Annotated in this window: 11 protein-coding genes; 4 read left to right on the top strand and 7 right to left on the bottom strand. The window is 30.3% G+C overall.

Annotation, left to right across the window (positions count from 1 at the left end):
- Positions 1-97: 97 nt before the first annotated feature.
- Positions 98-1,012 (top strand): DMT family transporter, encoded by a 915-nt coding sequence (locus tag HGB55_RS06320; protein ID WP_168815748.1) that lies wholly within the window; start codon positions 98-100, stop codon positions 1,010-1,012.
- Here HGB55_RS06320 and HGB55_RS06315 read toward each other — a convergent pair.
- A complete protein-coding gene (locus HGB55_RS06315; protein WP_168815747.1) occupies positions 1,004-1,933 on the bottom strand; it encodes a ketopantoate reductase family protein in 930 nt (309 codons plus the stop codon). The genes HGB55_RS06320 and HGB55_RS06315 overlap by 9 nt on opposite strands.
- Before the next feature lie 115 nt (positions 1,934-2,048).
- On the opposite strand from HGB55_RS06315, the gene HGB55_RS06310 reads away from it, so the two are divergent.
- The gene (locus tag HGB55_RS06310; RefSeq protein WP_168815746.1) at positions 2,049-2,705 is read left to right on the top strand and encodes a metal-dependent transcriptional regulator; all 657 of its coding nucleotides are present in this window, start codon (positions 2,049-2,051) and stop codon (positions 2,703-2,705) included.
- Between the two features lie 4 nt (positions 2,706-2,709).
- Positions 2,710-3,531 (top strand): ZIP family metal transporter, encoded by an 822-nt coding sequence (locus tag HGB55_RS06305; protein WP_168815745.1) that lies wholly within the window; start codon positions 2,710-2,712, stop codon positions 3,529-3,531.
- Between the two features lie 111 nt (positions 3,532-3,642).
- Here HGB55_RS06305 and feoB read toward each other — a convergent pair whose 3' ends face one another.
- From feoB to HGB55_RS06285, 3 genes are all read right to left on the bottom strand, one after another.
- Complete coding sequence (gene feoB / locus HGB55_RS06295) at positions 3,643-5,751, bottom strand: ferrous iron transport protein B (RefSeq protein WP_168815743.1); 2,109 nt, start codon at positions 5,749-5,751, stop codon at positions 3,643-3,645.
- Positions 5,752-5,761: 10 nt separating this feature from the next.
- Complete coding sequence (locus HGB55_RS06290) at positions 5,762-5,986, bottom strand: FeoA family protein (protein WP_168815742.1); 225 nt, start codon at positions 5,984-5,986, stop codon at positions 5,762-5,764.
- Between the two features lie 67 nt (positions 5,987-6,053).
- Positions 6,054-6,734 carry an SCO family protein gene (locus HGB55_RS06285; RefSeq protein WP_168815741.1) on the bottom strand — a complete coding sequence of 227 codons (681 nt, stop codon included), beginning with the start codon at positions 6,732-6,734 and terminating at the stop codon, positions 6,054-6,056.
- Between the two features lie 158 nt (positions 6,735-6,892).
- Here HGB55_RS06285 and rseP point away from each other — a divergent pair, with 158 nt between their 5' ends.
- Complete coding sequence (rseP, locus tag HGB55_RS06280) at positions 6,893-8,212, top strand: RIP metalloprotease RseP (RefSeq protein ID WP_168815739.1); 1,320 nt, start codon at positions 6,893-6,895, stop codon at positions 8,210-8,212.
- A 287-nt stretch (positions 8,213-8,499) separates the two neighbouring features.
- Here the strand turns inward: rseP and HGB55_RS06275 are convergent, their stop codons facing one another.
- From HGB55_RS06275 to HGB55_RS06265, 3 genes are all read right to left on the bottom strand, one after another.
- Positions 8,500-8,778 carry a F0F1 ATP synthase subunit epsilon gene (locus HGB55_RS06275; RefSeq protein WP_168815737.1) on the bottom strand — a complete coding sequence of 93 codons (279 nt, stop codon included), beginning with the start codon at positions 8,776-8,778 and terminating at the stop codon, positions 8,500-8,502.
- A 49-nt stretch (positions 8,779-8,827) separates the two neighbouring features.
- Positions 8,828-10,339 carry a F0F1 ATP synthase subunit beta gene (gene atpD, locus HGB55_RS06270; protein WP_168815735.1) on the bottom strand — a complete coding sequence of 504 codons (1,512 nt, stop codon included), beginning with the start codon at positions 10,337-10,339 and terminating at the stop codon, positions 8,828-8,830.
- A gap of 162 nt (positions 10,340-10,501) precedes the next feature.
- On the bottom strand, positions 10,502-13,288 hold the full coding sequence (locus HGB55_RS06265; RefSeq protein ID WP_211047355.1) for a TonB-dependent receptor domain-containing protein: 2,787 nt from the start codon (positions 13,286-13,288) through the stop codon (positions 10,502-10,504).
- Positions 13,289-13,380: the final 92 nt, after the last annotated feature.

Here is a 13,380-nt window from a genome sequence, read left to right as displayed (position 1 = left end):
TTTTTTATTTATTTCAATAAAAATTATTGATATCTAAAAGACTATTGTTTATTTGAAATTTGTACTTTTCAAAATTCATTTAAAAAACAGGTATAATTTGGATAAAAGTAATTACAAAGCTCATTTAGCTCTTTTAGGAGCCAATATAATTTATGGCGTAAACCATTTAATAGCTAAAGGTGTTATGCCACATAAAATTGGCCCTTCAGCTTTTGTTTTTTTACGAGTTTTAATTGCAGGAATCTTATTTTGGATTGTGAAGTCTTTTATAAAAGAAAAAGTAGAAAAAAAAGACTTTTTTATATTGATCGTTTGTGGTCTTTTTGGTATTACTATTAATATGTTATTATTTTTTCATGGTTTAAGTTTAACTTCACCTATTGATGCATCTATAATTATGACTTCTGTACCTGTTATGGTTTTAATTTTTGGAGCAATTGTTTTAAAAGAAAAAATAACAACGTATAAAATTATAGGTATTAGCGTTGGAGCAATTGGCGCTGTACTTTTAATTTTATTCAGCAAAAAATCTGGTGGTACAAGTTCAGTTTTAGGGAATACATTTATTTTTATAAACGCTTGTTCTTACGCTACTTATTTAGTGCTGATAAAACCGCTTATGAAAAAATACAATCCGTTTACAGTTGTTAGCTGGGTATTTTTATTCGGATTTATTTTTATGTTTCCAATAGGAATCAAAGATGCTTTAACCACTAATTATGCTGCCTTTACTTTAAATACTTATTTAACTGTTGCCTTTGTTATAATTGGAACCACTTTTTTTACTTATTTACTTAATATTTATGCACTTACTAAAGTTTCTCCTTCAGTTAACGGAAGCTATATTTATTTACAACCTGTAATAAGTTTTATTATGGTGAGTGTATATGCTTACGCTTTAGGTCACGCAGAATATATTCAGGATATAAATAGTGTTAAAATATTAAGTTGCTTATTGGTTATTATTGGTGTTTATATGATAAGTAAAAAACCTAAAGTCAAACTAGCTTAATCCTCTTGCTTTATTTTCTTGAGGCAATAAACAATTATAAATAAATGAATTTACAGGAGTAGGAATACCCAGTTTAATTCCCATTTTTACAATTGTACCGTTTTGAGCTTCTAATTCTGATGGTTTTCCTTCCAACACACCTCGTTGTAAAGATGATGTAGCATTATATGGCTGTGATTCTATTATTTGAAATTGCTTATCAATAGTATCTTCTGGCAAATTAACACCTTTTGCTTTAGCTATACTTATAATTTCTCTAGCTGTTTGGTACATTATTTCTTTTATTTGAGGAATTGCAATCATTTCTCCAATAGTAGCTCTAGTTAAAGCTCCAATAGCACTTACCGTTGAGATATATAAGAATTTTGTCCAAATTTCTTGCTGAATGTTTTCAGCTAATTTCGTTGTAAAACCTGCATTTAAAAAAAGTTGTTCTAATTGTAGTGCTCTTTTAGTTTTCTTATTATTCAATTCTCCAAAAACTATAGTAGGTTCATAAGAAACGTGATTAATAACACCATAATCTTCTATAAAACTAATTATCTTACATAAACCTCCTAACACATGTTTTTTATCAATTGAAGTGCATAGAACATCTGCGTTTTCAACACCATTTAATAATGAAATCACCATAGTTTCAGGTAATAATACAGGTTTTATTTCTTTAGCTACATCTACTAATTGCCATGTTTTCACACAAACTAAAATAAGATCAATATCAGCAACTTCAGAAATATTGGAAGTAACATTAGCAGGGTAAACTTTATAATCGCCTTTAAAACTTTTTAGCCGCAGTCCTTTCTCTTTTATTGCTTCTAAATGTTTTCCTCTGGCAATAAAAGTAACATTATTACCTGCCTGCGCTAAACGTGCTCCAAAATAACCACCAACACCGCCTGTTCCATAAATTACTATATTCATTTTTGAATAATTTTAAATACCAAAAATACATTTTTTACAGCTTCCTATAAAATTAAGTTTTTTAATATTTAGACAAGTCTAAATATTTATTTATATTTGTCTAAATATTTATTTAATGTTAACTAAAACAGAAGAAAACTATTTAAAAACTATTTATAGTTTAGAATTGTTACATTCTAAAAATGTAAATACTACATTAATTGCAAAAGAGCTTAAAACCAGAGCCTCTTCTGTTACAGATATGCTTAAAAAATTAGCTGATAAAGATTTGGTTAATTATAAAAAGTATCAAGGAGTAAAATTAACGTTAAACGGTAAAAATATTGCCGTAAAAATTATTAGAAGACATAGGTTATGGGAAGTTTTTTTGGTGAATAAACTTCATTATAATTGGGATCAAGTTCATGAATTGGCCGAACAATTAGAGCATATAAAATCGGACACTTTAACTGATAAGTTAGAAGCATTTTTAAATTATCCTGAATTTGACCCTCATGGTGATCCTATTCCGAATAAGGACGGAGATATTACGCATCATAAAAATAACATGCTTTCTTCAGTAGCTATAAATAATAATTATGTAATTATTGGAGTAAAAGATTCATCTTCAGCATTTTTAAAACTTTTAGACAGTGTAAATCTTAAAATAGGAAGTACCGTAAAAATAATTTCAAAAGAAGAATTTGACAGTTCAATGGTTATAGAGAGCAATCAAAATTCTTTTTCAATATCACATCAAACCTCAAAAAATTTATATGTAAAAAAAATATAATGTTATGGAGCAAATAATTAACTATTTTGAAAGTATAAATCCAATTTTAGCAGCATTTTACGCTACTTTATTTACATGGGGATTAACAGCATTAGGTGCTGCTCTTGTATTTTTATTTAAAGGGATGAACAGAGCACTTTTAGATGGAATGCTAGGTTTTACAGGTGGTGTTATGGTAGCTGCCAGCTTTTGGAGCTTATTAGCTCCCGGAATAGAAATGAGTCCGGGAGAAGGGTTTACAAAAGTAATTCCTGCTGTAGTAGGGTTCTCTCTTGGAGCATTATTTCTATTTGGATTAGACAAAATTTTACCTCATTTACATTTAAATTTTAAAGAATCAGAAAAAGAAGGTGTAAAAACACCTTGGCATAGAACTACGTTATTGGTACTAGCTATTACCTTACACAATATACCGGAAGGTTTAGCCGTTGGAGTGCTTTTTGGAGGTGTAGCTGCCGGTTTTGATGGAGCCACTATTGGTGGTGCTGTTGCACTTGCTATTGGTATTGGCTTACAAAATTTTCCTGAAGGATTTGCTGTTTCCATGCCTATTAGAAGACAAGGGGTTAGCAGATTTAAAAGTTTTATGTATGGACAAGCTTCAGCTATTGTAGAACCTATTGCTGCCGTTATAGGTGCATGGGCAGTTATTGCTTTTCAACCTATTTTACCTTATGCGTTAGCTTTTGCTGCCGGAGCCATGTTATTTGTTGTAGTTGAAGAGGTTATTCCTGAAACTCAGCAAGATAAATATACCGATGTGGCAACTCTTGGCTTTATTGGTGGCTTTATAATTATGATGTCTTTAGATGTTGGTTTAGGATAATTTAACAATTACAATTTGTACCACAACTACCTTTCTTTTTAGTAAAAAAGTACTTTTTTACTAAAAATATAATTGCAATCACCAATGCTATGTATACTAAAATTTGTTGCATCACTTAAAAATTATAAAAGTTATGTACGCTGAAATATATGCCAAAATTCCCATACCTACCAATTGTAAAATAGGCCATTTCCAACTTTTAGTTTCTCTTTTAACAATTGCCAATGTTCCAATACATTGCATTGCAAAAGCATAAAACATTAATAAAGACATTCCTGTTGCCAAATTAAAGCGTTTTTCACCGGTTTCAGAATTTACCTCAGCAGCCATTCGCTGCTTAATAGTTCCTGTATCTTCATCACTTCCAACACTATATATAGTTGCCAATGCACCTACAAAAACTTCACGCGCAGCAAAAGAACTAATTAAAGCAATTCCTATTTTCCAATCATAACCCAAAGGTTTTATAACAGGCTCTATAGTTTTACCCATTACTCCAATATAAGAATTTTCTAATTTAAAAGCGACAATCTTTTTTTGAAGAGCTTGTTCCGATAAATTTTGATTCTCTTTAGTGGAAGTAACTATTTTTTCGGCATTTGTATAATTTGATGAACCGTTTGAAGCTAAAAACCATAATACTATTGAAAGTGCTAAAATTATTTTACCGGCTCCAAAAATAAATGCTTTTGTTTTTTCTACAACTTCATAAAATATATTTTTTAAAGAAGGTAATTTATAATTTGGCATTTCAATTACAAACAAACTTTTATTTTTTATTTTTAATACATTATTTAACAAAATTGCAGACATTATTGCTGCGGTAAAACCTAGTAAATACAACGCCATTAAGGTTAAGCCTTGTAAATTAAAAATACCCCATACCCGTTTTGCAGGAATAATTAATGCAATTAAAATAGCATAAACCGGTAAACGAGCAGAGCAGGTTGTAAACGGAACAACTAAAATAGTTATTAAGCGCTCTTTCCAACTACTAATATTTCGAGAAGCCATAATAGCAGGTATAGCACAAGCTGTTCCTGAAATTAATGGAATAATACTTTTACCGCTCATTCCAAATCTTCTCATTATTTTATCCATTAAAAATACCACACGACTCATATAACCCGTTTCTTCTAATATGGAAATAAATAAAAACAAAATTGCTATCTGCGGAATAAATATAACAACACCACCAATACCGGGAATAATTCCTTCAGCAATTAAATTGGTAAAAGCACCAGGCGCCATATTATTTTTAACAAACTCACTTAAATTGGCAAAAACACCATCAATTAAATCCATTGGCAAACTTGCCCATTCAAAAATTGCCTGAAAAATAAGCAGCATTATAGCTGCAAATATGATGTATCCAAATATTTTATGAGTTAAAATTTTATCAAGTTTTGAACGCAGGTCGGTTGCTTGACTTTTGTCAACCTTATAAGTTTCTTTTAAAATTTCATGAATTACTTGATATCGAAAAATAGTTTCTTTATGCTGATATCTTTTTATACAATTAACATCTTCCCTAAATTTTAAAACCAATTGTTTTTGATCATCGTTTAAAAACTCATATTCTTTATTTTGAGTAATTAATAACCACGATTTATATAAAGGAAATTCTTTAAAAGCACTTTTTAATTTGGTAAAATAATCTTTATCTATTTTTTCTGAAATGTTGACTACCGGTGTAGTATCTAATTTTTGATAATCTGAAATGATAGATTTCAATTGATCAATTCCGGTATTTTTTCTTGCGCTTATTAAAACAACTTTTGTATTTAGTTTTTCTTCAAGTTGTTTTATATCAATATTAATTCCTTTTCTTTCCATTTGGTCAACCATATTGATAACCAATATTGTAGGAATTTTTAAATCTTTAATTTGAGAGAATAAAAGTAAATTTCGTTTTAAATTTTCAACTTCTGCAACAACAATAATTAAATCAGGATATAATTCATTTTCTTCATCTAATAATGTATCTATTACTATTGTTTCGTCTAAAGAAGTTGGATTGATACTATATGTACCCGGTAAATCAGTTATTTCTGCTGTTAAATTTTCAGAAATTTTGCATTTTCCTTGCTTTTTGTCAACAGTAATTCCCGGATAATTTCCTACTTTTTGTTTTAAACCTGTAAGCTGATTAAACAATGATGTTTTTCCGGTATTCGGATTTCCAATTAAAGCAACTTTTACGACCTTGTCATGACTCATTACTTTTCAATTATTTTACGATAGTTATTTTTTCGGCAGTTTCTTTTCTAATAGCTAAATGGCTACCATTAACTTTAATATATAACGGATCTTTCATTGGCGCTTTTTGAATTAATTGAACTTCAATTCCTGGTAAACACCCCATTTCAAGTAATTTTAATGGAATATTTTCTAAGCAAAGGTGTTCAATAAAACCTTTTTCTCCAATTTGTAAACTAGCTATTGTATCACTCATTATTAAGAATAATTATAAATAATGAGCAAATATAGTAAATTAGAATGATTCTAAACTATGATAAATATCATTTATCTTTAGATTCATTTTGCAAAATACGAATATCAGTAATTAAACGCTTAATATCTTCATTATCAGTACCGTCATAAAAACCTCTTATTTGACGTTTTTTATCTACCAATACAAAATTTTCTGTATGTATAAAATCTTGTAATCCGCCATCTCCTTCATCTAAAACTGCAAAATAGCTTTTTCTTGCCAAATTATATATATGTTTTTTATCACCTGTTGTAATATTCCATTTTTGATCAATTACACCTTTAACATTAGCATACGCTCTTAAAACTGATACACTGTCTATTACAGGTGTAACCGAATGAGATAAAAACATCACATCATCATCATTTTTAAAAACTTCTTGTAGTTTTCCAATATTATTGGTCATAACCGGACAAATAGTTAGGCATCTTGTGAAAAAGAAATCTGCCACATAAATTTTGTCTTTATAGTTTTCTTGGGTAATGGTATCGCCATTTTGATTGATCAATTTAAAATCAGCTACTTTATGATTTCTTCTAATATGTACTATACTTTCATCTACCAATTTAGGGTTCACATCTGCCGGATTATAAACAGGTAATTTTTTTTGTGGAGTTAATAACGTATAAATTGCATAAATCATAATCACAGAGAAAATACCCATGATGATTAATGTTGGAGCTGATTTTTTAAAAAATTTTAAATCCATTTTGATAAATTAAAACACAAATTTAGTATAATTAGCTGTTATAGTTAAGTATGTCCATTAAAACTTTGTTAAAACCAGTAGTAACTTAATTGTTTGGTTTTTACAACTGTTATTAAAACCGTACATTTGTGCGATTTTAGTTTTTTGAAAAGAAATATATGGAAATTTTAATAAAGGCATCTCAGTTCATTTTAAGTTTATCATTTTTAATTGTACTGCATGAATTAGGGCATTTTATACCTGCAAAAATATTTAAAACACGTGTTGAAAAATTCTACTTATTTTTTGATTATAAATTCTCTTTATTTAAAAAGAAAATAGGTGAAACTGTTTATGGTATTGGATGGATACCGTTAGGTGGTTATGTGAAAATTGCCGGTATGATTGACGAAAGTATGGATACCGAACAATTGAAACAACCGGCGCAACCATGGGAATTTAGATCTAAACCCGCTTGGCAACGATTAATTATTATGTTAGGTGGTGTTACTGTGAATTTTATTTTAGGTATTTTAATTTACATAATGATAACCTTTGTTTGGGGAATTAATTTTGTAAAACCGAACGATGTAAAAAATGGATTTGCAGTAAACGAAACTTTTAAAGAATATGGTTTTAAAGACGGTGATAAAATTTTAAAATTTAATGGTGAAGAACCTGAAGATGTTACCGATATCAATAAATATTTATTTCTAAGAGATATCAATTCATTAGAAGTTTTACATGAAGATGGAACTGTTGAAACAATTAATATTCCTGAAAATATTGGCGAGATTATGTGGCAAAATGGTATAATGGAGCCTTTTATACCAAGAGTGAGCCCTGTAATTGATACCGTTGTTACCAATTCACCTGCAGAAAAAGCAGGCTTATTAAAAAATGACAAAATAGTAGCTTTTAATAATAAACCTATTTCTTACTGGCATGAATTTACATCTTCTGTAGTTAATTCAAACGATAAAGAGTTTACTATTACCTTAAACAGAGGTAATGAAAATAAAAATATCACTCTTAAAGCAGGAAACGATAAAAAAATTGGTGTTGCCCCTAATAAAGAAAATGATTTAAATATTCAACATAAACAATATACATTTTTAGAAAGTATCACTATAGGAAATTCTTTAGCAATATGGACACTAAAAGATTATATTACACAATTTAAATATGTTTTTACCAAAAAAGGAGCTAAAAGTATCGGAGGTTTTATAGCAATTGGAAATATTTTTCCACCTTCATGGAGTTGGAGAGCTTTTTGGAGTATCACAGCCTTTTTATCTATTATGTTAGGATTTATGAATTTATTACCGATTCCTGCTTTAGATGGCGGACATGTTGTATTTACTTTATATGAAATGGTTACCGGAAGAAAACCTAATGACAAATTTTTAGAATATGCTCAAATAACAGGCTTTATCATATTAATTGCCTTACTTATTTTAGCTAATGGTAATGATATTGTAAAACTATTTACTAAATAGTAATTGTAAGATATAATTAGTTATAACATGAACCCATTCAATTTAAATATATCTGATAATTAATTAGACATATTTTTGGTTGGTTAAGAACCTGGTATTCCTGCGAAAGCAGGAATCTAATCCTTTATATTTTAAAAGATTTGCCTTCTCAGTAATGACAAAAAATAATAGAATTAACTGTTCTAATCAAACTCACGCTTATAAATACTTTCAAAAAGTGAAATATCTTAAAAAAAAATCCTCGTATGATACGAGGATTTTTTTTAGATAACTTTTATTTTCAGAAACTAATCGGCAAGTATAATTACTTTATTTCCTTTCATTTCAATAGTGCCACTTTTTATTGGTAAAATAAATTCACCTTTATTGTTTTTAAATTTATCTTCAAATTGCTCTTTAATTTTTATTTTAGAACCTTTGAATTTTACATTACCATTAACTAACAATGAAACAATAGGAGCGTGATTATTTAACATTTGAAATTCTCCATTAATTCCGGGAACTAATACTGAATCTACTTCTGTGTTAACCAAAGTTGCTTCTGGTGTTACTATTTCTAAAATCATACTATTTTAATTGTAATTCCTGCCTTAAAAACAAGATTAAGATATAAATTTATTCAGCTTCAGCCAACATTTTTTCTCCAGCATCAATGGCGTCTTGAATTGATCCACGTAAGTTAAATGCAGCTTCTGGGTATTTATCTAACTCACCATCCATAATCATATTAAACCCTTTAATAGTATCTTTAATATCAACTAAAACTCCAGGAATACCTGTAAATTGTTCTGCCACGTGGAAAGGTTGAGATAAGAAACGTTGAGCTCTACGGGCTCTATGTACAACTAACTTATCTTCTTCAGATAATTCTTCCATACCCAAAATAGCAATAATATCTTGTAACTCTTTATAACGTTGTAATAATTCTTTTACATTTTGAGCACATTCATAATGTTCTTTACCTAATATTTCAGGAGTTAAAATTCTTGAAGTAGAATCTAACGGATCAACTGCAGGATAAATACCTAACTCAGCAATTTTACGAGATAATACCGTTGTTGCATCTAAGTGAGCAAATGTTGTAGCAGGAGCAGGGTCTGTTAAATCATCCGCAGGCACATAAACCGCTTGTACTGATGTAATTGATCCATTTTTAGTTGATGTAATACGCTCTTGTAATTCTCCCATCTCCGTTGCTAATGTAGGTTGATAACCTACAGCAGATGGCATACGCCCTAATAAGGCAGACACCTCAGATCCTGCTTGTGTAAAACGGAAAATATTATCAATAAAGAAAAGGATATCTTTACCTTGTCCATCACCGGCTCCATCACGGAAATATTCAGCAATGGTTAAACCTGATAAAGCAACACGCGCACGTGCTCCTGGAGGTTCATTCATTTGTCCGAAAACAAAGGTTAATTTAGATTCTTTCAACGCCTTTTTATCAACTTTCGATAAATCCCAACCACCATTTTCCATAGAATGCATAAATTCATCTCCATATTTGATAATTCCAGACTCTAACATTTCTCTTAAAAGATCATTTCCTTCACGCGTTCTTTCACCAACACCTGCAAATACAGATAAACCACCGTGACCTTTTGCTATATTATTAATTAACTCTTGAATTAATACTGTTTTACCTACACCGGCACCACCAAATAATCCAATTTTACCACCTTTTGCATAAGGCTCAATTAAGTCAACTACTTTAATACCTGTAAATAAAACTTCAGTAGAAGTAGATAAATCTTCAAATTTTGGAGCTTTACGGTGAATTGGCAATCCGTTGTCTCCTTCTTTTGGTAAATTATCCAATCCGTCAATTGCATCTCCAATCACATTAAATAAACGTCCGTAGATATCTTTCCCAACAGGCATCTGAATTTGGGTTTTTGTTGCAACAACTTCATACCCTCTGCTTAAACCATCTGTTGAATCCATTGCAATAGTTCGTACTGTATCTTCACCAATATGTTGTTGTACTTCTAATACTAATATTGAACCATCTTCTCTGGTAATTTCTAAAGAATCGTATATTTTAGGAAGTTCTGCTCCTGATTCAAATTCAACATCTATAACAGGACCAATAACCTGTGCAACTTTACCTGTAACTTTTGTCATTACTTTAACTATTTATTTTTTAGGTGTTTAATCTTTTGAGATAAGTCTCAATTTTTAAGGAGCAAAGATAGTTTTTTGATTTAATTTTTAAAAAGAAATAGCATTTTTTTTAAAAAAGAAACGCCCTAAAATTTAGAGCGTTTCCAAAATAAATATATTGTTTTATGGATTTAATGTCCAAGAAATATAATACTGAGAACCTATTTTCCCTACACCAGGCACACTATAATATTCTTTTCCTGCAATATTTGCACCTCCAATTTTAATTAATGATTTCCATTTTGGAATTGTATAATTAATTTGAGCATCAACAACTGAACGTGAATCTACCATAGTATCAACAAATGATGATTCCCATAAAAATTCATCACTCCATCTATAGTTTATATTAAACCCTAAGTTTTCTATAACATCCGTATTTCCAAATGAAACTTTTATTTTATGTTCCGGCGTGTTAAATCCTGCTTCATAATCAGGGTCAGTACTTTGATCAAAATCAAGTTTAGCATAAGTATAATTTAACCCTAGGTTATAGTTACCTAAAATACTTGTTGAAATACCTAAACTTCCTCCATACGATGAGATATCTGCTGATGAATTTGTATAAACTGAGAATGGTTTATAATCTCCTTGGCTTAATGCTATTGCTGCCGGTGGAGCAGGCATTGTATTAGGATCAAAATCAGAAAAATCTGCTTGCCCATAAAGTGGCACTAACACAGTTTTACCTCCAATAAAATCTTCATAATCATTATAATATGCACTAACATCTATTGATAGTTTACCAAAACCGGCTCTATATCCAACTTCATAAGCAGTTACTTTCTCTGGTTTTACATAATCAAAATCTGATTTTTCCGGATTTCCTGCCAATACAGATGATAAAGAAAATGCATTTTCATAAGCTAATCTACCGGATAGTTGAACTGTACTTGGAACACCTAATGATTGCCCGGTTGCACTAACATCTATTGGAGAAGATAAATACCTGTCTAAATTATCAGGTGCTGAACCTACTAAAATAGCTGAACCAGCATCTAAACCTATGTACTGATCTTGTGTAGTTGGATTTCTAAATCCGGTTTGAAATGAAGCTCTTAAATTACGTGTTTTTCCTTGTCCTAATGAATAAGATAATGATATTCTTGGAGAATAATTACCATCAAAATTTTTAGCTTTATCATAACGAATAGATCCTGTAAATTTCAATCTGTCATCAACAAACTTTTTTTGAATTTGCATATATGCACCGTATTCATCATAATCAATTGTTCCATCATAATCTGTAAAAATAGTTCCCTGAGAATCTAATGAGTACTGTCTCCAAGAACCTCCAATTTGAATTTCAGCAAAATCAATTAATTCTGCAAAATTGTAATTAGCATCTGAATGGTAAATTTTTGTATTATCTTGAAACTTAGCACCAGTAGCTAAATTAGGGTCAGAAATTACTTCATTAAAAGCATTCTTAAAAGCTGCAGTTCCCGGAACCAAAGCCCCTGTTTGTGCTGCTTGACGTGCTACAGAATGTGCTGTTGCATCATCTAAAGCAGGTAAACCCGGTATAAGACCTAAACGCCCTCCGATGTATGTTTGAGCATATTCTGTAAACCACTGTGAGTCTGACTTCCAGCTTCTGCCTACATTAATAGCTGCAAAACGACTATCGTATGAATCCCCTGCGTCTTCACCTGTAATATATCCTCTAATGAAGAAATTATCATTTCTAAATTCTAATTTATGCTGTTGCATAAAAAAGTTTTGAAGCGTATATCTATTTGCACCTTGGTATATAGTACTTCCTTTACCAAATTTTGCATTATAAATTATTTCAAAATCATTTGCAAGAGGTCTGTAATGTAAAGCTATATCTGCCTTAACACTTTGGGCATCATAATCCATTAAATCTTCTTCATTATAACCAGTTCTTGAAACTGTTGCCGAACCTAAAGTGCCTTCCGGCAATCCGCTAAGAGCATCAAAATCCAGCATTGTAGAAACCTCATCTCCATATACATTTAAACCATCATAAGCCGGATTAGTTCTATCAAATCCCGGATTTTCATAATCTTTATAATCATTTGCGTGCCATTCAGTTCCTTTTAAAAATGAAAAAGATGCTTTTGCTGCAAATTTATCACTGAATTTATACGCCATTCTAATACCTGTGTCAACAAATTCGTTATCTCCGGCTGCTTTTTGAGAAGTCAAACCTGTTTTTACGTAAACACTTACACCTTCAGAATCAAAAGGATTTTTACTTGTCATAAATAATATTCCGTTAAAAGCATTTGCTCCATACAAAGCTGAAGAAGCTCCCGGAAGTAATTCTACCGTATTCACATCAAGCTCTGACATTCCCAATAAATTACCAAGATTAAAGTTTAGCGCTGGAGATGAATTATCCATACCGTCAACCAATTGCATAAAACGTGAATTTGCAATAGTTGCAAAACCACGTGTATTAACCGATTTAAATGTAAAACTACTTGTATTTATATCAACACCTTTTAAGTTTTCCAGTCCGTCATAAAAAGAAGGTGAAGATGTATTTTTAATTTCCTTAACATCCATTCTTTCAATTGTAACAGGAGATTCTAAAATACGTTCCGGAGTTCTTGAAGCAGAAACAACTACTTCGTCTAATGCTGTTGCCGACTCATCAAGAGATATATTTAATGTTTGGTTATTTTGAGATATTTCAACTTTTGTTGAAGAATAACCAATTAAAGAAACCTCTATTATAAAAGGTGGGTTTTGAATTACTTTTAATGCAAAATTGCCATCAAAATCTGTTGTAGTTCCTATAGATTTTCCAATAATTTTAATATTGGCTCCAGGAATTGGCAGGCCAGTTCTTGCTTCTTTAACAGAGCCGGAAACTGTGGTTTGGGCAACCATTGCAGAAGTTATAAAAAGCGCAAAAACAACACTTAATAATTTTTTCATAATATTCTTGTTAGTTTTAATTAATATTATGCAAAATACAATTTTTTTTCAATTATCATAAAAATGAGGTGTCAAAATTGATTTTATACTAA

It is taken from the genome of Lutibacter sp. B1 (assembly GCF_012524075.1).
Classification (GTDB): Bacteria; Bacteroidota; Bacteroidia; order Flavobacteriales; family Flavobacteriaceae; genus Lutibacter.
The sequence above is the reverse complement of the archived record's forward strand: the minus strand, read 5'-3'. Positions and strand labels throughout refer to the sequence as shown.